Here is a 20,387-nt window from a genome sequence, read left to right as displayed (position 1 = left end):
GGGGCGGTGCGGGTCGCCCGACCTAAGATCTGGGGGCGCCCGCTCCCCGGGGCGCGGCCCGGGCACCCCGGGCGCCCCCCCCCCCCCCCCCCCCGGGGGGGGGGCCGGGGGCCGTCGGCGTGTCAGGGCTGCGGCGCCTCGCGGCTCACGACGACATGACGCGTGCGTGCAGCGCCTGGACCGCGTACCGGGCGGACCAGAACGCGCCGTGCTGCCAGGCCGAGATCTCCGACATCCAGTCGCCCGCGAAGTAGACGTTCCCCGCGCCCTGCTGGAGCTGCTTGAAGCGCGACGACTGGGTGTTGGGGTAGGCCCACGCGCCCTCGATGTAGGGCACCTTGTGCCACGCGATCGAGAACGACGACTCGAGCTCGGTCCGGTACTTCTCGCCGTGGATCTTCACGCCCTGCTCGACGGCGCGCATCTCGCGCTGGCGCGGCGTCATGTCCGCGTAGGTGCGTGCGTTGGCCCCGGTGTTGTAGTAGCCGACGACGAGGCCCCGGCGCTCGCCGTACCCGTACGACGGGTACCAGATGTGCGCGAGGTCCATGTCGGTCTCGGTGATGCCGCCGAAGATGCGGTGGTCGTCCTCCCAGAACCGCGAGCGGTACTGCAGGCCGATCTTGCCGGCGGGCGAGCCGACCGCGAACTCCCCGAGGGCGGCGTCGATGTCCGGTCCCCAGTTGGTGTCCCAGCGCCGCATCAGGCCCGCGGGGGCGGAGACGATCGCGAAGTCCGCGTCGACCTGGCGCGTCTTGCCGTTGTGCGCGGTGTAGGTGACCGTCACGCCCTTCGACGTGTTCTGCACGCCCGTGACGGGCGAGTTGAACTGCACGTTCTGCTTGCCGATCGCGCGGACGAAGTAGTCGTACGTCGTGTCCATGCCGCCCTTGGGCTGGAACATGAGCATCGACTGCTCCCAATTGATCTCGAACGGGAAGTACTGGCCCACCTTCGAGGCCAGGACCTCCGACACCGAGCCGGGGCCCGGGAGCGGCGTGCCGTGCTCGTTCCACGCCGAGGGGTAGACGGAGTACCCGCGGTTCGCGCCGCCGCGGTAGGTGCCGTCGGACTGGAGCGAGCCCCACGAGCGCAGGAACGAGCGCAGGTTCTCCTTGTCCGCGTCGGTGAGCTTCTGGTCCAGGGCGCCCTGGTCGGTCGCGTAGCTCAGCAGCTCCGACGTGTAGCCGAACACGTCGGCCTTCGCGGTGCGGTAGCGGATCGGGTTGCCGGGCGTCGCGCCGGAGCGCTCGTTGTAGAGGTAGGCGTCCGCGTTCGCGTTCGTGAACACCTCGTAGGGCACGCCGAGCTCGCGCAGGTAGTCCATGGTGACCATCCACTGCGCGATGCGGCCTGCGCCGGCGTTCATGTAGATGCCGTCGGCGAAGTTCGCCTTCTGCGTGACGCCGTTGATGTCGGTCTCGGAGTCGCCCCCGCGTATCGTCAGCGTGCGACCGCCGGGGCGGTGGCGCGCCTCGAGCACGGTGACCTGGTAGCCCGCCTTCCGCAGCTCGTACGCCGACGCCAGGCCCGCCGGCCCGGCGCCGACGATCACGACCTTCTTGGCGGACCGACCGGTGAGCGTGAAGTCGCTGCCCTTCGGCGGCGTCCACGAGTCGGCCTTCGGCTGCGCGGCGGCGGTCGGGGCGAGCCCGACCGCACCCATCGTCGCGAACATGACGCCGGCGCTGGAGCCGACCCCGACGGCCTGGAGGAAGCTGCGGCGCGAGACGCCGGACGTCTTCTCGTCAGTGACCATGTGGCTGGAGCCCTCTCGTCCACGGCCTGACGGACGGTCGGCCCGGCCCACGATGCCGGGTGCCTCCGTCAGCGCCGCGCCCGACGTTAAGGACGCCGCGTCGCGTGCCGGGGTCCGGCACGTTTCGGGTCCGTCAACGCGACATCGATTTCGTAAACGTTCTGTGACATCGCTGTCGGACCGACCCGCGGGAGGACGCGGGAGCGCGCTCCACCTGCGGCGACGCCCGACCCCGACCGGACACGTGGCCGTCACGACGCCGAAACGGCGGGTGTCTAGCGTCGCCGCTCCGGTCGCCCTCGGGCCGCCGGGACGAGGCGCCACGGTGGCGCCCGTCGTCTTCGCCTGGAGGCATGCATGAAGAACTGCAGCAAGGTCGTCCTCGCCGTCGCCCTCACCGCCGCCGTCGCCGTCCCCGGGACCGCGGTCGCCGCGGGCAAGCTGTTCGAGCCCAAGCCGACCGAGGCCGTCTCCTTCATCACGGGGGACACGGCGCAGATCGCGGACGGCGTGGCCATCGGCAAGAACGTCTCCTGGTACAAGTCGTCCGGCCTCGGGCCCTCGGCGATGAACTCCGGGGCGGGCGTCACCGCCGAGCAGCGCTACATCCCGACCGACGTGTTCCCGGGCGGCGTCCTGCCCGCCGGGGTGACGATCACCGAGGCGCAGGGCATCAACGCCCTCATGCGCATCGGGGAGAACCTCGAGAAGGCAGGGCTCTCCTACGACGACGTCGTCTCGATGCGCGTCTTCCTCCAGAACCCGGAGGGCGAGGAGAAGATGGACTTCGCCGGCTGGAACCGCGCCTACCGCCAGTTCTTCGCCAACACGAACCTGGCGACCGGCGCGACGCTCGACGTCCAGCTCGGCTCGACGACGACGAAGCCGATGGTCGTGAACCCGGCGAGACCGTCGCGCTTCGCGCTCGAGATCGAGAACCTGCCGGTCAACGGCTGGCTCGTCGAGGTCGAGGTCGACGCGGTCTACCCGAAGTGACGCCACGGGCCGGCCTCCCGGCGGGGAGGCCGGCCCGCAGCGGCCGTCGTGCGGCCCGCGGTCGCCCGGGCGTCGGGCGTCGCGTCGGGCGGCGCGTCAGTCGCGGAACGTCTCGATGTTCGCCCCGAGCTCGCGCAGGCGCTCGGTGAGGCCCTCGTACCCGCGGGCGATGATGTCGACGCCGCGGAGCACGGACGTGCCCTTCGCGGCGAGCATCGCGAGCAGGATGACGACGGCGGGGCGCAGCGCGGGCGGGCAGCTCACCTCCGCGCCGGACCAGCGCGTCGGGCCCGTGACCTGGAGGCGGTGCGCGTCGAGCAGGCGCACGTCCGCGCCGAGCCGCGTGAGGTCGGTGAGGTGGATGGCGCGACCCTCGTAGACCCAGTCGTGGATGAGCGTCGTGCCGTGCGCGTTCGCGGCGATGACCGCGAAGAACGGCAGGTTGTCGATGTTGAGGCCGGGGAACGGCATGGGGTGGATCTTGTCGATCGGCGCGTGCAGCTCGCTCGGGTGCACGGTGACGTCCACGAGCCGCGTGCGCCCGTTGCGCGCCACGTACTCCGCGCTCAGCGTGTAGCGCAGGCCCATCTCCGCGAGGGTCGCGAGCTCGATCTCCATGAACTCGATCGGCACGCGCGCCACGGTGATCTCGGAGCCGGTGACGATGCCCGCGGTGAGCAGGCTCATCGCCTCGACCGGGTCCTCCGAGACGGCGTACTCCACGTCCACGTCGATGTCCGTGCGGCCGTGGACGCGCAGCGTCGTCGTGCCGATGCCCTCGACGCGCACGCCGAGGAGCTCGAGGTAGAAGCACAGGTCCTGGACCATGTAGTTCGGGCTCGCGTTGCGGATCGTCGTGACGCCGTCGCGGCGGGCCGCGGCCATGAGCGCGTTCTCCGTCACCGTGTCCCCGCGCTCGGTGAGCACGACGGTCAGGTCGGTGCCGGACGCCGGCGCGACGGTCGCGTGGTAGTTGCCGCCCGTGGCGGTCACGGCCAGGCCGAAGGGCCGCAGGGCGATCATGTGCGGCTCGACGGTGCGCGTGCCGAGGTCGCAGCCGCCCGCGTAGGGCAGCTCGAACGCGTCCCGCAGGCCGAGCAGCGGGCCGAGGAACATGATGATCGAGCGCGTGCGACGCGCGGCGTCGACGTCGATCGCGGCGAGGTCGAGGCGGTCCGGCACGACGATCTCGAGGTCGCGCCCGCCGGTCGTCCAGGTCGCGCGGACGCCGATCGAGCGCAGCACGTCGACGATCCGGTCGACCTCGACGATGCGCGCGACCCCGCGCAGCGTCGTGCGGCCGCGGTTGAGCAGCGACGCGCACAGGAGCGCGACGGCGCCGTTCTTCGAGGAGTTGACCTCGATGCGCCCGGACAGGGCGTGGCCGCCCTGCACGCGCAGGTGGGCGTGCTTGGGGCCACCGAGGCTGATGATCTCGGAGTCGAGCGCGAGGCTGATGCGGTTGAGCATCTCGAGGCTGAGGTTCTGGGCACCCTGCTCGATGCGGTGGACGGCGCTCTGGCTCGTCCCGAGCCGCTCGGCGAGCTGGGTCTGCGTGAGGCCCCGGTTCTGGCGGGCGCCGCGGATGAGCGCGCCGACCTGCGTCAGGGGGGCGTCGTCGATCATGGTCATGTTGGCGACGATAACTCATCCATGAGATATCCGCCCCTCGACGCGAGGCTGCAGGCCGGTGATCATCCTTTCCTCACACGTTCTCCATCCGTTTCATGAGATAGCGGCGTGACGGGTGGCACACCCGCGTGCGGCTCACGCGGGCCAGCGGCCGTCCGCCCCGGCGCCGACGTACGGCTGGTCGCGCTCCGGGTCGAGCGCGTCCACCCAGCGGCGGTGGGCGTCCACCTGGAGGTCGTGCAGGGCGTCGGCGCCGAGCGCGGCCAGCCCCGGGAAGGCCCGCGCGAGCGCGTCGAGCAGGTCGAGCGTCGCGAGCACGTCGGCGTCCGCGGTGTGCAGGTGACCGACGTCGAGCACCTCGTACCGCGCGCACAGGTCGACGAGCCGGCGCTTGCCCTCGCGCGCCGGGTCCCACGCCCGGTCGAGCACGAGCGGGTCGAGCACGGGGCGCACGGGCCGCCCGAGGCGTGCGGCCAGCGTCGGCAGGCCGTGCCGGACGAGCTCGGCGTCGAGGATCGCGAGGTCGAACGCCGCGTTGTACGCGACGAGCGGCACGCCGTCGCGCTGCGCGTCCACGACGAGCGTCGCGATCTCGTCCAGCGCCGCCGCGGGCGCGCTCCCGTGGGCGGCGGCGTGCGCCGTCGTGACGCCGTGGATCGACGTCGCCTCCGCCGGGATGTCGACCCCCGGCGCGAGCAGCCACGTGCGCACGTGCGTGGACCCGGGCTCGCGCAGCACGAGCGCCGCCGTGACGACGCGGTCGGTCGCGACGTCGACGCCCGTGGTCTCCGTGTCGAGACCGAGGAGCGGTCCCGCCGTCCAGGGCGTCGTCGTCATGGTCCACCTCGTGCGGGTCGCTCGTCGCCGCCGCTCGTCGCGCCGGCCGCCGCCGGTCGTCCCGGCGACGACCGTCACCCTGCCAGCGCCCACCCACACGGCGGTGGGGCCCGCGGCCCGCCGGTAGGCTGGCCCGGTGAGCAACGAGATCGAGATCGGACGTGGCAAGCGCGGTCGGCGCGCGTTCTCCTTCGACGACGTCGCCGTGGTGCCGTCCCGGCGCACGCGCGACCCGGAGGAGGTGTCGGTCGGCTGGCAGATCGACGCGTACCACTTCGAGCTCCCGATCCTCGCGGCGCCCATGGACTCGGTGATGAGCCCGGCCACGGCCGTCGCGCTCGGCAACCACGGCGGCCTCGGCGTGCTCGACCTCGAGGGCCTGTGGACGCGCTACGACGACCCGACGGCGCTGCTCGAGGAGATCGCCGCGCTCGAGCCGGTCGAGGCGACGCGGCGCATGCAGGAGATCTACGCCGAGCCCATCAAGCCGGAGCTCATCACGCAGCGGCTCAAGGAGATCCGCGCGGCCGGCGTGACCGTCGCGGGCGCCCTGTCGCCGCAGCGCACGCAGGAGCACTACCAGACGGTGGTCGACGCGGGCGTCGACCTGTTCGTCATCCGCGGCACCACGGTGTCGGCCGAGCACGTCTCGGGCGTCGCGGAGCCGCTCAACCTCAAGCGGTTCATCTACGAGCTCGACGTCCCGGTCGTCGTGGGCGGCGCGTCCACCTACACCGCGGCGCTGCACCTCATGCGCACGGGCGCGGCCGGCGTGCTCGTCGGGTTCGGCGGGGGAGCGGCGCACACGACGCGCGTCTCGCTCGGCATCCACGCGCCCATGGCGACGGCGGTCGCGGACGTCGCGGCGGCCCGTCGCGACTACCTCGACGAGTCGGGCGGCCGGTACGTCCACGTCATCGCGGACGGCGGCGTCGGGCGCTCGGGCGACCTCGTCAAGGCCGTCGCGTGCGGCGCGGACGCCGTGATGCTCGGCGCGGCCCTCGCGCGCGCCGAGGAGGCGCCGGGCCACGGCTGGCACTGGGGTTCCGAGGCGCACCACGCGCAGCTCCCGCGCGGCGAGCGCGTCCGCGTCGGCACGGCGGGCACGCTGGAGGAGATCCTGTTCGGCCCGGGCCGCCAGGCGGACGGCACGCTCAACCTCGTCGGCGCGCTGCGGCGCGCGATGGCCACGACCGGGTACTCCGACGTCAAGGAGTTCCAGCGCGTCGAGGTCGTCGTCTCGCCGTACCAGCCGCGCTGAGCCGCGCCGTGGCCGGACGGATCGCGGACGGGCCCCGGCTGACCCGCGCGGGCGACGGGGAGCCGGGCGCCCTGCCGGGTCCGGGCGGGGACGTCGTCCTCTCCGAGATCGTGGACGACGACGTCGAGGCGGTCGTCGCGCTGTGGCGCGCGTGCGGCCTCACCCGCCCGTGGAACGACCCGTACCGCGACCTCGCCGACGCGCGCCTCGGCGAGACCTCGACCGTGCTCGTGGGCCGGGCGGCGCGCGACCTCCCCGCGCTCGGTGACGGGGCGGCGGACTCCGACGACGCGGGGCCGGGCGACGTCGTCGTCCGCGCGGGCGAGGTCGTCGCCACCGCGATGGCGGGCGTCGACGGGCACCGCGGGTGGCTCTACTACGTGGCCGTCGACCCGCGCCTGCAGGGGTGCGGCACCGGGCGCGCCGTCGTGGTGGCCGCCGAGGCGTGGCTGGCCGCGCGCGGCGCCCGCGCCGTGCGTCTCATGGTGCGCTCGACGAACGAGGCCGTGCGCGGCTTCTACGAGCGGCTCGGCTACGTCGACCAGGACTGCGTCGTGCTCGGCAGGCCGCTCGGGGCGCCGGACGCCCGCGACGCCGGGCGATGACCCCGGCGGTCCGCGCCTGGGAGCCCGACGGCGACGACCTCGCCGCGCTCGAGGCCGAGCACCGGGCACGCGCCGCGGCGCACGACGCGCTCGTCGCGGTCCCCGACCTCGGCGCGGTGCCGGGCGACGAGCGCCTAGTCGCCGTGCGCCTCCCGGACGGCTCGCGCGCCGCGGGGCTCGCGACGTCCGGGGACGTGCCTGCCGGGTCGGCGGCGGCGACGTTCCGACCGCTGCGCGAGCACCGGCTGCGCGCGCGTGCCGCGGGCCCGGACGTGGGGGGCGCCGTGCGCGCCCTGGTCGACGCGTGGACCACGCGCGTGGGCGGCGCACCCGGCGTCGCGCCCGACGGCGACGGGCGGCCCGAGCGCGGGCCCGCGCCGCGCGACCACGGCCTCGTGCTCCTGTGGCCGAGCCGGGACGTCGAGGCGGTCGGGGCGCTCGCGGCGAGCGGGCTGCGTCCGACCGTCCACCTCGCCGCGCGCCGGGACGCCCCGCCCGCGTCGCCGCGCGTCGCGCCGGGGGTCGTGCTCGCGGAGGCCGGTCCCGGGGACGTCGCGGACGTCGTCGAGCACCAGCTCGCCGAGCTCGAGTACGACGAGCTCGTCGGCGCGGCCCGCGTGCGGCCCCGGGCGCGCGAGCACCTCGCGGCGCAGGTCGCGGGGGCGGTCGCGAACCCGGCGACGACGGTGCTCGTGGCCCGACGGTCCCCGGCGCACGGCGAGGACGCGGGCGAGGTCGTGGGCGTCGTCGCCGTCGAGCCGCCGGAGCGCGCCGGGGCGGTCGCGGGGACCGTGACCGCGGGACCGGTCTCCTACCTCGTGCTCCTCCACGTCACGGGCGGGTCCCGCGGCGGCGGGGTCGGCGGCGCGCTCGTGGACGCCGCGCTCGCGCGCGTGCGGGACCGGCTCGGCCCGGGCGCCGTCGTGCTGCTCCACCACGGCGTCCTCAACCCGTTGTCCGCCCCGTTCTGGGCGCGGCAGGGGTTCCGACCGGTGCTCACCACCTGGGAGCTCCCGGTCGGGGCTCTGTCACCCGGAGCACGTAGCCTGTCCCCATGACGAGCTCCTCCGGCACACCCGGTTCCGGGCACGGCGACGGCGCCGCGCTGGACGGCCTGATCGACCCCGAGAACCCGGCCGCGACGTACGTCCTCGAGCCGGACGTCGTGGCCCCCCTCGCGCGCCGCCTCGTCACGGGCAACGAGGCGGGCATGCACCGCTCGGTCCTCCCGTTCACGGGCGCGCCCCTCGCCGCGATCCCCGTGTCCTCCACGGACGACGTCGCCCGCGCCGTCGAGCGCGCCCGCGCCGCGCAGCCCGCCTGGGCCGCGCGGTCCGTGCGCGAGCGCGCGGCGGTGGTGCGCCGGTTCGGCGAGCTCGTGCTCGCGCGCCAGTCGGACGGCCTCGACCTCGTCCAGATGGAGTCGGGCAAGTCGCGGCGCAGCGCGTTCGAGGAGGTCGCGGACGTCGCGATCCTCACGCGCCACTACGCCCAGCGCGGGCCGCGCTACCTCGCGGACCGGCGCGCGCCCGGGATGCTGCCCGTCCTGACGGGGACGCGCGTGCACCGCCGCCCGGTCGGGGTCGTCGGTGTCATCGCACCGTGGAACTACCCGCTGACGCTCGCGTTCGCCGAGGCCGTGCCCGCGCTCGTGGCGGGCAACGCCGTCGTGCTCAAGCCGGACCTGCAGACGACGCTCACCGCCCTGTGGGGTGCCGAGCTGCTCGAGGAGGCGGGCCTGCCCGCGGACCTCTTCCTCGTCGTCGCGGGCGGCGGGGACGTCGGTGCCGCGCTCACCGACCACGTGGACCACATCGCGTTCACCGGCTCGACGGCCACGGGACGCAAGGTCGCGGCGCGCGCGGGGGAGCGGCTCATCGGCGCGACGCTCGAGCTCGGCGGCAAGAACCCGCTCTACGTCGCGGCGGACGCCGACGTGCGCGCGGCCGCACGCGGCGCGGTGCGCGCGTGCTTCTCGAACTCCGGCCAGCTCTGCGTGTCGATCGAGCGCCTCGTGCTGCACGAGGACGTCGCGGACGCGTTCCTCGACGAGTTCGTGCCGCTCGTGCGCGAGATGCGGCTCGGCGCGGGCCTCGACTACTCCGCGGACATGGGCTCGCTCACGTCGCAGGACCAGCTCGACCGGGTCGTCGCGCACGTCGAGGACGCGATCGCCCGGGGCGCGCGCGTCCTCGCGGGCGGCGTGCACCGGGCCGACATCGGGCCGTGGTTCTACGCGCCCACCGTCCTCGACGACGTGCCCGACGACGCCGCGTGCGCCCGGGAGGAGACGTTCGGCCCGGTCGTGGCCGTGCGCCGCGTCGCGAGCGACGACGAGGCCGTGCGCGTCATGAACGACTCCGAGTTCGGGCTCAACGCGAGCGTCTGGACGCGCGACGTCGCGCGCGGCCGGCGGATCGCGGCGCGCGTCGAGGCGGGGACGGTCAACGTCAACGACGGGTACTCGTCCGCGTGGGGGTCCGTCGGGGCGCCGATGGGCGGGTTCAAGGCGTCGGGGCTGGGGCGCCGGCACGGGCGCGAGGGGATCGAGGCGCTCACCGAGGCGCAGACGATCTCCGTGCAGCGCGGCGCGAACCAGGGCCTCACGCTCGACACGCTGTACCAGCTCGGCGGCGAGCGCCCGAGCAAGGTCCTCACGTCCGCGCTCGACGTCATGCGCCGCCTGCGGATGCCCTGAGCAGCCCGCTCGGCTGCACGGACCGGGCGGGTCGGGGTGTCCCGGCCGGGCCGGCCCGGCGCCGGGTTCAGCGACGTACGGCGTCGAGCAGGGCCTTCGTCGCCGCGGGGACCTCGCGCACGCGGTAGAGCACGGCCTTCCACGGCTCCACGCTCGCCGCGCTGACGCCGACCCCCACGGCGTCGAGGCCCGCGACGCGGCACGAGAACAGCGTGCGCGGCAGGTGGTAGCCCTGCGTCACGACCACCGCCGTGCCGAGGCCGAGCTCCGACACCGCGCGCGTGCACGTCGCGTGCGTGTCGTAGCCCTCGCGGTCGAGCAGGATCGCGTCGTCGGGCACGCCGCGGTCCAGGAGCCACGCGCGCATCGAGCCGGGCTCGTCGTAGTCGTCGTGCGCGTCGCCGCTCACGAGCACGACGGGGGCGAGGCCCCGCGCCCAGAGGTCCGCCGCGGCGTCGAGCCGGCGGCGCAGGTAGGTGGACGGCGTGCCGTCCGGTCGCAGCCCCGCGCCCGGCACGACGATCGCGGCACGCTCGGGCACGGCGTCCGCCGCGACCACGTGGGTGCGCCCGACGGCCTGCACGACGACGAACGGCGCCAGCACGAGCACCGCGAGCCCGGCGGCCGTCCACAGGGTGGAGCGCCGCCGTCGTGCACCGCGGGGCCGGACTCTCGACGCCCGTGGGGATGCGACGGAGCGCGGGGCTGGTGGGTCGTCGGTCACGGCCCGACCCTAGCGCCGACCATGCGCTCGTAGCCCGCCGACCATGCTCTTGTCGCCCGTCGAGCGTCCGGGAAGGGGGACAGGCACATGTTCGGCGGGTCAGGCGGGGGAGTCGAGGGCCGCGAGCTCCGCGGTGAGGTTCGCGCGGGCACGCTCCTCCCAGCGCGTCGCGCCCTCGGCCGTGCGGAACAGGGCGCTGCCCGCGAGCAGCCCGCACAGGACGGCGGCGCGCCCGGCCCGGAACGCGTCGTCGGGCACGTGCGCGTACTCGGCGCGCACCTGGCGCACGTACCGTGCGTACCGGTCGGGAGCCGACGCGAGGACCGCGAGGTCCGCGTCGGACACGAGGGCCCCGGTCCGGTCGTCGGCGGCGGGGGAGTGGTCCGTCGTGACGAGCACCAGCCGCACCACCTCGTCGACCGCGCCCGCGTCGAGCCGCCCCGCCAGCCGGGCACCGGCGAGCGCGGCCGACCGCTCCTCGTCCCGGCCCGCCTCGCCGTCGTGCACCGCGTCGTGGAACCACAGCGCGAGCTGCGTCACCCCGGGCGCCGAGCCGCCGGGGCCCGACGGCGCACCCGTCCCCGCGTGCCCGGGCGAGCCCGCGGCGTCGGGCACGCCCGGCGGACGCCCCTCCAGGAGCGCGAGCGAGTCGAGCGCGTGCACGAGGTGCTCGGGACCGTGGTAGACGCGGTGCGGCTCGTGCCAGCGCTCGACGAGCTCGACGCCGACCTCGCGCGCGCCCGGCAGGAGCGCGTCCCACCGAGCGAGCAGCGCGTCCGCCTTCGTCGCACGACGCGCCCGGCCCGGCACGCGCAGGCCGGACGCGCCGAGCCGACGCGCGAGCTCCCGGCCGCCGACCGGCACCGCGCCCGCCGCGACCGCGACCTCGTACCGCTCGGCCGCGACGTCGTAGTGGTCGAGGTCGAACGCGCGCGGGCTCACGCCGATGCTCGCGGCGAACGCGTGCAGCTCGGCGAGCGACGTGTCCGACACGAGATGGCTGAACAGCGTCCCGTGCGCGGGCCACGTGGGCGGGTCGATGAGAACGGTCACCGCCCGAGCATCCCACCGCTGACGCGACCGCGCGGCGGCGTCCGGGCCGGGCCCGGGTCGTGACGCTCCGGGGTGGCCGTGCCGGGTCTTCCCCCCCCGCGCCGCTCGTCCCTCGCGCCGCTCCTGCCAGACCCGCCACGACCCGGCACGGCGACCCCTGCGGTCCCGACCCGGCGGGGTCGGGCGCGTTGCCGTCAGCCGGCGCGGGACGCGGCCTCGACGGCCTCCACGCACTGGCGTGCGATGGCGAGCTCCTCCATGGTCGGCACGACCATGACGAGCGTGCTCGTCCAGTCGGGCGAGACGACACGCGGCTCGCCCGACTGCACCGCGTTGCGCTCCGGGTCGACGGCGAGGCCGAGCGGCTCCAGGCCCTCGACGACGGCGGCGCGCACGTGCGCGTCGTTCTCGCCGACGCCCGCCGTGAACGCGAGGACGTCGACGCGGCCGAGCACGGCGTGGTACGCGCCGACGTACTTGCGCAGCCGGTGGATGTACACCTCGAACGCCTGGCGCGCGCCCTCGTCACCGGCGTCGATGAGCCGGCGCAGCTCGCGGAAGTCGTTGACGCCGGACAGGCCCTTGACGCCCGAGCGCTTGTTGAACAGGTCGTCGATCTCGTCGATGCTCATGCCCGCGTTGCGCGCGAGGTGGAACACGACCGCCGCGTCGATGTCGCCCGTGCGGGTGCCCATGACGAGGCCCTCCAGCGGGGTCATGCCCATCGACGTGTCCACCGCGACGCCGCCGCGCACGGCCGACGCGGACGCGCCGTTGCCGAGGTGCAGCACGATCGTGTTGAGCCCTTCGATGCGGCGCCCGAGGACGCGCGCGACCTTCCCGGACACGTACTGGTGGCTCGTGCCGTGGAAGCCGTACCGGCGCACGCCGTGCTCCTGCGCGACGGCCCGGTCGAGCGCGTACGTGGACGCGGCGTCGGGGAGCGTCGAGAAGAACGCGGTGTCGAACACCGCGACGTGCGGCACGTCCGGCAGCAGCTCGCGCGCGACCTCGATGCCCTTGACGTTCGGCGGGTTGTGCAGGGGCGCGAGGGGCGACAGGTCGGCGATCTGGCGCACGACCTCGTCGTCCACGAGCACGGGCGACGAGAACACGGCACCGCCGTGCACGACGCGGTGGCCGACCGCGTACACGTCGGCGTCCGCGAGCGTGGGGCCGACCTCGTCGAACAGGCCGAGGGCGATGCGCAGCGCCTCGCCGTGGTCCGCGACCGGCTCCTCGCGCGTCGTCGTGTTCCCGGCGAACCGGTGCTTGATGATGCCCGAGTCCTCGCCGATGCGCTCGATCGTGCCGGCGGCGATGGCCTCGCCGCCGACGGGGTTGACGAGCTGGTACTTGAGCGAGGACGACCCCGAGTTCATGACGAGCACGGACCCGTGCGCGCCGTACGCGCTGTAGGGGTTCGGGCGCTCGCCCTCGGGCAGGATCGTCATGAGGTGGCTCCCTGGGGGACGGGGGTCGTGGACGGGGCGGGCACGTCGGCCGGGGCCTGCGCCTGGATCGCGGTGATGGCGACGGTGTTGACGATGTCCTGCACGAGCGCGCCGCGCGAGAGGTCGTTCACCGGCTTGTTGAGGCCCTGGAGGACCGGTCCGACCGCGACGGCGCCCGCGGAGCGCTGCACGGCCTTGTAGGTGTTGTTGCCCGTGTTGAGGTCCGGGAAGATGAACACCGTCGCGCGGCCCGCGACGTCCGAGCCCGGCATCTTCGACGCCGCGACGGACGCGTCCACGGCGGCGTCGTACTGGATCGGCCCCTCGACGAACAGGTCGGGGCGGCGCTCGCGGACGAGCGCCGTGCCGCGTCGCACCTTGTCGACGTCGGCGCCCGAGCCGGACTCGCCCGTCGAGTACGACAGCATCGCGACCCGCTGGTCCACGCCGAACTGCTGCGCGGTCGCGGCCGACGAGATCGCGATGTCCGCGAGCTGCTCGGCCGTCGGGTCGGGGATGACGGCGCAGTCGCCGTACACGAGCACGCGGTCCTGCAGGCACATGAGGAACACGGACGACACGACGGAGACGCCCGGCTGGGTCTTGATGATCTCGAACGACGGCTTGATGGTGTGCGCCGTCGTGTGCTTCGCACCCGAGACCATGCCGTCCGCGAGCCCGAGGTGGACCATCATCGTGCCGAAGTACGACACGTCCTGGACGCGCTCGCGCGCCTCCTCGAGCGTCATGCCCTTGTGCGCGCGCAGGCGCTGGTACTCCGCGGCGAAGCGTTCGACGAGCTCCGGGTCGTGCGGGCTGACGACGTGCGCGGCGTCGATGTCGAGGCCGAGCTCGGCCGCGCGGGCCCGCACCTTCTGCTCGTCGCCGAGGATCGTCAGCTCGGCGACCTGGCGGCCGAGGAGCGTCGACGCGGCGCGCAGGATGCGGTCGTCGTCGCCCTCGGGCAGCACGACGTGCTTGCGGTCCGCGCGGGCGCGCGAGAGCAGCTCGTACTCGAACATGAGCGGCGTGACGACCTCGGGGCGCGGCACGTCGAGGCCCGCGAGGAGCGCCGCGCCGTCGACGCTCTGCTCGAACAGCGCGAGCGCCGTGTCGACCTTGCGCTGCGACTCCTTGGTCACGCGGCCGCGCGCGCTCGCTGCGGCGCTCGCGGAGCGGAACGTCCCGAGGTCGGTGCGGATGATCGGCAGGCTCGGGTCGAGGTCCGCGACGAGGCGCGCCGTCGACTCGGGCGGGAAGAACCCGCCGTTGAGGATGACGCCGGCGAGCGACGGGAACCCGGACGCGGAGTGCGCCGCGAGCAGCCCGATGAGGATGTCGACGCGGTCGCCGGGCGTGATGACGACGGCGCCGTCGGTGAGCCGGTCGAGGAGGTGCTCGAACGACATGGCGCCGACGAGCAGGTCGGTGGCCTCGCGGCCGAGGAGCGCCTCCTCGCCGAACGCGAGCGACCCGCCCACGGCCTCCATGAGCGCGCGCACGGTCGGGGCGTCGAGGAACGGGTCCTCGGGCACCGCCCAGCCGGGCAGCCGCGCGCCCGGCGCGTGGTCCGCCGTCGTGCCCGACGCCGTCCCCGCCCCGGCGATCGGCTCGCCGTCCGGGCCGAGCGCGCCGAGCAGGGCGCGCACCGCGTCGAGGTCGCCCGGGTCGACGCGGTTCGCGACGACGCCGATCGGCTGCGCGTGCTGCGACCGGAGCTCGGCGACGCTCACCTCGATGAGGTTGCCCACGGCGTCGGGCGTGCGCCCCTTGCCCGACACGACGAGGAGGACCGGCGCGCCGAGGTTCGCCGCGACGCGCGCGTTGAACGACAGCTCGGTGGGGCCCGCGACGTCGGTGTAGTCCGTCCCGACCACCACGACGAAGTCGCACTGGCTCGCGACCTCGTGGTACCGCGCGACGATCTGCGAGAGCGCGGCCTCCGGGTCGGCGTGCACGTCCTCGTACGTGACGCCGATCGCCTGGTCCGCGGTGAGCTCCACGCCGTCGTGCGCGAGCAGGAGCTCGAGCACGTAGTCCTGCACGTCCGGGCCCGCGGCCCGGGTGACCGGCCGGAAGACCCCGACCCGCTGGACCTTGCGGACCAGCAGGTCGAGGACCCCCAGCGCGATCGTGGACTTGCCCGTCTCGCCCTCGGGCGAGGTGATGTAGATGCTGCGAGCGGTGTCGCTCACTCGTTGTCTCCTCCGGTGTCCTGCGCAGCGGCGCTCGCGCCGTTGTACTGCGGGCCGCCCTCCTCGGTCGCCGTCTCGCCGACGTCGGGCCAGACCCAGTCGCGGACCTCGGGGATGTCCTCCCCGTGCTCGCGCGTGTACTGGCGGGCCGCGAGCCGGGCGTCGACCATCTCCTGGCGCAGCCCGGCGTACGTGGAGCGCAGGGACGGCACGCGGTCGATGACGTCGATCACGAGGTGGTAGCGGTCGATGTCGTTGAGCATCGCCATGTCGAACGGCGTGGTGGTGGTGCCCTCCTCCTTGTAGCCCCGCACGTGGATGTTGGGGTGGTTGGTGCGGCGGTACGTGAGCCGGTGGATCAGCCACGGGTACCCGTGGTAGTTGAAGATGACCGGCCTGTCGGTCGTGAACAGCGTGTCGAAGTCCTTGTCCGACAGCCCGTGCGGGTGCTCGTTGGCGTCCTGCAGCCGCATGAGGTCCACGACGTTGACGACCCGGACCTTGAGGTCGGGGATGCGCCGCCGCAGGATGTCCGCCGCGGCGAGCACCTCCAGGGTGGGGACGTCGCCCGCCGAGCCGAGCACGACGTCCGGGTCCTCGCCCTCGACCTCGGTGCCCGCCCACTCCCAGATGCCGAGGCCGCGCGTGCAGTGCGCGATCGCCTCGTCCATGGACAGGAACTGCGGCGCGGGCTGCTTGCCCGCCACGACCACGTTGACGTACTGGCGCGAGCGCAGGCAGTGGTCGTAGGTCGAGAGCAGGGTGTTCGCGTCCGGCGGCAGGTAGACGCGGACGATCTCGGCCTTCTTGTTGACCACGTGGTCGATGAAGCCCGGGTCCTGGTGGCTGAAGCCGTTGTGGTCCTGGCGCCACACGTGGCTCGACAGCAGGTAGTTGAGGCTCGCGACGGGACGGCGCCACGGGATGTGGTTGGTCACCTTGAGCCACTTCGCGTGCTGGTTGAACATCGAGTCGACGATGTGGATGAAGGCCTCGTAGCTCGTGAACAGGCCGTGCCGCCCGGTGAGCAGGTAGCCCTCGAGCCAGCCCTGGCACTGGTGCTCCGACAGCATCTCCATGACCCGGCCGGCGCGCGCGAGGTGCTCGTCGACGTCGGGCCCGAAGAAGTCCGCGTTCCACTGCTTGTCCGTGACCTCGTACACGGCCTGGAGCCGGTTCGACGCCGTCTCGTCGGGCCCGAAGATCCGGAAGTTGTCCGGGTTCAGGCGCACGACGTCGGTGAGCCACTGCCCGAGGACGCGCGTCGCCTCCGCGACGGCGCTGCCCGGGCCCTCGACGTCCACCGCGTAGTCGCGGAAGTCGGGCAGGCGCAGGTCCTTGAGCAGGAGACCGCCGTTCGCGTGCGGGTTGTCGCTCATGCGCAGCGCGCCCTGCGGCGCGAGCGCGGCGACGTCGTCGACCAGGCGGCCGTCCTCGTCGAACAGCTCGTGCGCGCGGTAGGACTCCAGCCAGCCGCGCAGCACCTCGAGGTGCTCGGGCGTGTCCCGCGCGCTCGCGAGCGGCACCTGGTGGGCGCGCCACGAGTCCTCGGTCTTCTTGCCGTCGATGTCCGGCGGGCACGTCCAGCCCTTGGGCGTGCGGAAGACGATCATCGGCCACGCGGGGCGCTCGTCGTTGCCCGCGGCGGCGTCGGCCTTGATCTGCGCGATGTGGTTGAGGACCTCGTCGAGGAGCGTCGCGAAGCGCCGGTGCACCTCGAAGTGGTCCTCGCCGTCGAACCCGCCCGTGAAGAAGTAGGGCGTGTGGCCGTAGCCGATCATGAGGTCGCGCAGCTCGTCGTCGCTGATGCGCGCGAGCACCGTCGGGTTGGCGATCTTGTACCCGTTGAGGTGCAGGATCGGCAGGACGACGCCGTCGTTGCGCGCGTTGACGAACTTGTTCGAGTGCCAGCTCGTCGCGAGCGGGCCGGTCTCGGCCTCGCCGTCGCCCACGACCGCGGCGACCAGCAGGTCGGGGTTGTCGAACGCGGCGCCGTACGCGTGGGAGAGCGCGTAGCCGAGCTCGCCGCCCTCGTGGATCGACCCCGGCGTCTCCGGCGCGACGTGGCTCGGGATGCCGCCGGGGAACGAGAACTGGCGGAAGAGCCGCCGCAGGCCCTCGGTGTCCTGCGTGACGTCCGAGTACGTCTCGGAGTACGTGCCCTCCAGGTACGCGTTCGCGACGAGGCCGGGGCCGCCGTGCCCCGGGCCGGCGACGTAGATCGTCGACTGGCGGCGCTGCGCGATCGCGCGGTTGAGGTGCGCGTAGAGGAAGTTCAGCCCGGGCGTCGTGCCCCAGTGGCCGAGGAGGCGGGGCTTGACGTGCTCGCGGTCCAGCGGGGTGCGCAGGAGCGGGTTGTCGAGCAGGTAGATCTGCCCGACGGACAGGTAGTTCGCCGCGCGCCACCATGCGTCGACGCGGCGCAGGGTGGCGTCGTCGAGGGGCTCGACCTCGGCGCTTCTCCAGGCGGTGGGCTCGGTGGTCGTGCTCATCTCACGCTCCTGCAGGGGGAAGGGATTCGTGAACGACTACGGCTTCATACAACCGCATCGACCGGGGCGGTGCACGGTCCGTGACGGCCGCCCGCGGTGTGACGTGCGTCGGGACGGGCACAAAGGGCCGAAGGTCCCGTCCGCCCGCCGTGCCGCCGGGGACGTCCGGCCCTCGTCGCCCCGGCCCGCGCCGCTGCCGGGACCGCGCGCGGCGTGTGACGTTCGCCCGCCCGGGGCCGCGGATTCGGGGACTCGCCGCGGGCCCGGATACCGTGGGCACGTGCCCGAGCCCACCGCCCCCCGGTCCTTCTGGGCGGTCGCCCGCCAACCGCGCGTCGTCGGGCTGCTCGTGCTCTTCCTGCTCGCCGCGTTCGTGTGCGCGCGGCTCGGCGTCTGGCAGCTCGACCGCGCGCAGCAGCGCGCCGAGCTCGCGGCGCAGCAGGAGGCCGCCGAGCTCGAGGCGGCCGGGCCCGAGGGCGTCGGGGTGCTCCTGCCGCCGCAGTCCACGTTCCCCGGGGAGCTCGTCGGCCGGCAGGCGTGGGTCGAGGGCGAGTACGACGCCGACGGCCAGCTCCTCGTCGAGGGTCGTGCGCTCGACGGCCGCGTCGGCTACCTCGTCCTCACGCCGCTGCGCGTGACGGACGACGGCACGCAGGGCGCGTCGTGGGCCGAGCTTTCCGGAGCCCCCGTGCTGCCCGTGGTCCGCGGTTGGGTCGCGACTCCCGAGCAGGGCCCGGCGCTCGAGCCGCCGGCCGGCGTCGTGCGCGTGACCGGCTACCTCCAGGCGTCCGAGGCCGCGGGCCAGGGCGGCTCCGCGCCGGGGCTCACCGACTCCGTGTCGACGGGGGCGCTCGTCAACGAGTGGGGCGGACCCATCTACTCGGGCTACCTCGTGCTCCGCTCGTCCGACCCCGAGCAGCCGCCCGCCGTCGACGGCGGTCCGGCGCAGCTCCCGCGCCCGACGATCGAGGGCGGGACCGGCCTCAACCTGCAGAACCTGTTCTACGCCCTGCAGTGGTGGGTGTTCGGCGGTTTCGCCGTGCTGCTGTGGGTGCGCCTCGTCCGCGACGAGGCCGCGGGCGTGCGCCGCCACGGCCGCCGCGAGAGCAGCGGCATCGCCGGTCTCCCCGGCGACTGACCCGGCCCGTCCCCGGCCGTCGCCGCGCCCCTCCCTGGCCGGTCTCGGGGCTGCCGCACCCCTGCGGGAGCTGCCCCTTCCGGGACGACGCACCCCTGCGGGACGGCCCGGCGACCGTCAGGATGGGCGCGTGAGCGTGTACCTGGCCTGGACCGAGCAGGAGCCCGACGGGCTCGACGGACCCTGGAGCGAGGCGCGCGCGGTCGCGCCCGGCCTGCTTCTCGTCGAGAGCACCGCGTCGCTGTCGACCGTCTACCACGCGCTGAAGTGGTCGCTGCCCCACGGCGCCGCGCTCCTCGTGACGCCGGTGGACCGGACGCCGAAGCTGCGCGGCCTCGCGCCCGGCACGACGACGTGGCTGCGCGACCGCACGCGCCCCGCGGAGGAGGCGTGACGCCCCGCCCGTGACGCCCGGCGCCCGTGAGGTCCGCGGCTGGTGGCGTCCGGGGGCCCGCGACGTGCGTGCGTCCCGCCCCCCTCGGCGTCGACCGCGTCAGCCGTCGAGATCGAGGTCCTTGAACCACGACTCGGTGACGTGCTCGGTCTCCCAGCCGAGCGACCGGTACAGCTCGTCGGCCCGGGTCGGGGAGTCGGCGTCGACCTCGAGGGCCACGCGGTCGCGGCCGCTGCGCGCGGCGTCGGCGATCACGGTGGCGAGCAGCGACTTGGCCACGCCGCGGCCGCGCGCGGCGCGGGTCACCCCGATGTACTCGACGTACGTCCCCGGCGCACCGCCCGCGGGCGCCGCGAGCGACGAGCACACCACCGTGCCGGCGGGCACGGGCCGGCCGTCGTCGTCCTCCACGTACGCGAGCCACCAGTGGTCCCAGCTGTGCCCGGGGTCCTCGCGCAGCCGCTGGACGAACTCCGTGAAGCTCTCGCGGTACGAGTTGAAGTGGTCCTGGAACGACGTCTCGAGCATCTCGTGCACCGTCTGGAGGTCGGTCGCGACGGGCAGCCCGTTCTCGTGCCGCTCGACGGGCCGCACGGTGACGCCCGGGCGCGCGGTCAGCCGGGCCTCGTCGGGGGTGACCGGGCGCACCATGTGCAGCCACGTGCGGCGCTCCGCGTAGCCGGCGCGCGCGAGCCAGCCGAGCTGGCGCGTGTCGCCCGCGAACGGGCTCTCGTCGAGCCGCGTGGCGGTGACGCCGCGCAGCCGCGCCATCGCGACCGCGGCGTCCTCGGCCCAGCGGTAGAACGCCTCGGCGATCGCGTCGACCTCGGGCACGTCGCGGTCGAAGTAGCCCCACACCGTCGCGCGCCCCGCGGCGCGGTCGTGCACGGTGATCCACGCGCGGGGGACGTCGTCGTCGGCGACGGCGACGAGCTGGCGCCGCGTCCATGACGCGAGCCCCACGACCTCGGACTCGATGCCGGGGCGGGCGGCGTGGCTCTCCCCGGTGCCCTGGAGCTCGTCGAGGCGCCGCAGCGCGACGAGCGCGTCGACGTCGGCGTATCGCGGGACCCGGGCGCGCCAGGGGCTCGGCAGGGCGGGGACGGTGTGCGGGGTGTCGTGCGCGGCGTCAGGCATCGGCACCATGGT

The 20,387-nt window shown here is 74.4% G+C and carries 16 protein-coding genes; 7 read left to right on the top strand and 9 right to left on the bottom strand.

The annotated features are described in order from the left end of the window. Positions 1-145 precede the first annotated feature (145 nt). Positions 146-1,759 carry a flavin monoamine oxidase family protein gene (locus tag GYH36_RS05270; protein WP_162289303.1) on the bottom strand — a complete coding sequence of 538 codons (1,614 nt, stop codon included), beginning with the start codon at positions 1,757-1,759 and terminating at the stop codon, positions 146-148. A gap of 357 nt (positions 1,760-2,116) precedes the next feature. Between GYH36_RS05270 and GYH36_RS05265 the strand changes: the two genes are divergently transcribed. After that, complete coding sequence (locus GYH36_RS05265) at positions 2,117-2,755, top strand: Rid family hydrolase (RefSeq protein WP_162289302.1); 639 nt, start codon at positions 2,117-2,119, stop codon at positions 2,753-2,755. A 96-nt stretch (positions 2,756-2,851) separates the two neighbouring features. On the opposite strand, the gene GYH36_RS05260 is transcribed toward GYH36_RS05265, so the two are convergent. Together GYH36_RS05260 and GYH36_RS05255 are read right to left on the bottom strand one after the other, a co-directional pair. Further along, positions 2,852-4,387 carry a helix-turn-helix domain-containing protein gene (locus tag GYH36_RS05260; RefSeq protein WP_203231598.1) on the bottom strand — a complete coding sequence of 512 codons (1,536 nt, stop codon included), beginning with the start codon at positions 4,385-4,387 and terminating at the stop codon, positions 2,852-2,854. Positions 4,388-4,522: 135 nt separating this feature from the next. Then, the gene (locus GYH36_RS05255; protein ID WP_024840367.1) at positions 4,523-5,224 is read right to left on the bottom strand and encodes an exonuclease domain-containing protein; all 702 of its coding nucleotides are present in this window, start codon (positions 5,222-5,224) and stop codon (positions 4,523-4,525) included. Positions 5,225-5,360: 136 nt separating this feature from the next. Between GYH36_RS05255 and GYH36_RS05250 the strand changes: the two genes are divergently transcribed. The 4 genes from GYH36_RS05250 to GYH36_RS05235 are packed head-to-tail and all read left to right on the top strand — an operon-like array spanning position 5,361 to position 9,788. After that, positions 5,361-6,485 carry a GuaB3 family IMP dehydrogenase-related protein gene (locus tag GYH36_RS05250; RefSeq protein WP_162289301.1) on the top strand — a complete coding sequence of 375 codons (1,125 nt, stop codon included), beginning with the start codon at positions 5,361-5,363 and terminating at the stop codon, positions 6,483-6,485. 8 nt (positions 6,486-6,493) lie between these two features. Next, positions 6,494-7,090, top strand: coding sequence for a GNAT family N-acetyltransferase (locus GYH36_RS05245; protein ID WP_312028513.1), 597 nt, complete (start codon positions 6,494-6,496; stop codon positions 7,088-7,090). Then, positions 7,087-8,148 (top strand): GNAT family N-acetyltransferase, encoded by a 1,062-nt coding sequence (locus GYH36_RS05240; RefSeq protein ID WP_162289300.1) that lies wholly within the window; start codon positions 7,087-7,089, stop codon positions 8,146-8,148. Before GYH36_RS05245 ends, GYH36_RS05240 begins: the two co-directional genes overlap by 4 nt. After that, complete coding sequence (locus tag GYH36_RS05235; protein WP_162289299.1) at positions 8,145-9,788, top strand: succinic semialdehyde dehydrogenase; 1,644 nt, start codon at positions 8,145-8,147, stop codon at positions 9,786-9,788. Before GYH36_RS05240 ends, GYH36_RS05235 begins: the two co-directional genes overlap by 4 nt. Before the next feature lie 67 nt (positions 9,789-9,855). Here the strand turns inward: GYH36_RS05235 and GYH36_RS05230 are convergent, their stop codons facing one another. The 5 genes from GYH36_RS05230 to GYH36_RS05210 form a co-directional block, all read right to left on the bottom strand. Then, positions 9,856-10,512: a SanA/YdcF family protein gene (locus tag GYH36_RS05230; protein ID WP_115942097.1), complete on the bottom strand. Its 657-nt coding sequence runs from the start codon at positions 10,510-10,512 to the stop codon at positions 9,856-9,858. A gap of 99 nt (positions 10,513-10,611) precedes the next feature. Beyond that, entirely contained in the window at positions 10,612-11,565 is a 954-nt protein-coding gene (locus tag GYH36_RS05225) for a DUF4031 domain-containing protein (RefSeq protein ID WP_162289298.1), read from the bottom strand. A gap of 194 nt (positions 11,566-11,759) precedes the next feature. Beyond that, positions 11,760-13,019, bottom strand: coding sequence for an acetate/propionate family kinase (locus tag GYH36_RS05220; RefSeq protein ID WP_024840374.1), 1,260 nt, complete (start codon positions 13,017-13,019; stop codon positions 11,760-11,762). Continuing rightward, positions 13,016-15,214 (bottom strand): phosphate acetyltransferase, encoded by a 2,199-nt coding sequence (gene pta / locus GYH36_RS05215; protein ID WP_115942100.1) that lies wholly within the window; start codon positions 15,212-15,214, stop codon positions 13,016-13,018. Before pta ends, GYH36_RS05220 begins: the two co-directional genes overlap by 4 nt. After that, the gene (locus GYH36_RS05210; RefSeq protein WP_024840376.1) at positions 15,211-17,706 is read right to left on the bottom strand and encodes a phosphoketolase family protein; all 2,496 of its coding nucleotides are present in this window, start codon (positions 17,704-17,706) and stop codon (positions 15,211-15,213) included. The genes pta and GYH36_RS05210 overlap by 4 nt, the downstream gene beginning before the upstream one ends. A gap of 280 nt (positions 17,707-17,986) precedes the next feature. On the opposite strand from GYH36_RS05210, the gene GYH36_RS05205 reads away from it, so the two are divergent. Next, positions 17,987-18,844, top strand: coding sequence for an SURF1 family protein (locus tag GYH36_RS05205; RefSeq protein ID WP_024840377.1), 858 nt, complete (start codon positions 17,987-17,989; stop codon positions 18,842-18,844). Positions 18,845-18,974: 130 nt separating this feature from the next. After that, entirely contained in the window at positions 18,975-19,238 is a 264-nt protein-coding gene (locus GYH36_RS05200; RefSeq protein WP_024840378.1) for a hypothetical protein, read from the top strand. Between the two features lie 99 nt (positions 19,239-19,337). On the opposite strand, the gene GYH36_RS05195 is transcribed toward GYH36_RS05200, so the two are convergent. After that, the gene (locus tag GYH36_RS05195) at positions 19,338-20,375 is read right to left on the bottom strand and encodes a GNAT family N-acetyltransferase (RefSeq protein ID WP_203231597.1); all 1,038 of its coding nucleotides are present in this window, start codon (positions 20,373-20,375) and stop codon (positions 19,338-19,340) included. Between the last annotated feature and the right edge of the window lie 12 nt (positions 20,376-20,387).

Source organism: Cellulosimicrobium composti (assembly GCF_010287905.1).
GTDB lineage: Bacteria > Actinomycetota > Actinomycetes > Actinomycetales > Cellulomonadaceae > Cellulosimicrobium > Cellulosimicrobium composti.
Note: the sequence above shows the minus strand (reverse complement) of the source record. Positions and strands in the feature narration are given on the sequence as shown.

What these genes read in the sequence shown, in the direction of transcription:
- GYH36_RS05270 (WP_162289303.1), bottom strand. Translation starts at nt 1,759, where the DNA reads ATGGTCACTGACGAGAAGACGTCCGGCGTCTCGCGCCGCAGCTTCCTC.
- GYH36_RS05265 (WP_162289302.1), top strand. Translation starts at nt 2,117, where the DNA reads ATGAAGAACTGCAGCAAGGTCGTCCTCGCCGTCGCCCTCACCGCCGCC.
- GYH36_RS05260 (WP_203231598.1), bottom strand. Translation starts at nt 4,387, where the DNA reads ATGACCATGATCGACGACGCCCCCCTGACGCAGGTCGGCGCGCTCATC.
- GYH36_RS05255 (WP_024840367.1), bottom strand. Translation starts at nt 5,224, where the DNA reads ATGACGACGACGCCCTGGACGGCGGGACCGCTCCTCGGTCTCGACACG.
- GYH36_RS05240 (WP_162289300.1), top strand. Translation starts at nt 7,087, where the DNA reads ATGACCCCGGCGGTCCGCGCCTGGGAGCCCGACGGCGACGACCTCGCC.
- GYH36_RS05235 (WP_162289299.1), top strand. Translation starts at nt 8,145, where the DNA reads ATGACGAGCTCCTCCGGCACACCCGGTTCCGGGCACGGCGACGGCGCC.
- GYH36_RS05220 (WP_024840374.1), bottom strand. Translation starts at nt 13,019, where the DNA reads ATGACGATCCTGCCCGAGGGCGAGCGCCCGAACCCCTACAGCGCGTAC.
- GYH36_RS05210 (WP_024840376.1), bottom strand. Translation starts at nt 17,706, where the DNA reads ATGAGCACGACCACCGAGCCCACCGCCTGGAGAAGCGCCGAGGTCGAG.
- GYH36_RS05195 (WP_203231597.1), bottom strand. Translation starts at nt 20,375, where the DNA reads ATGCCTGACGCCGCGCACGACACCCCGCACACCGTCCCCGCCCTGCCG.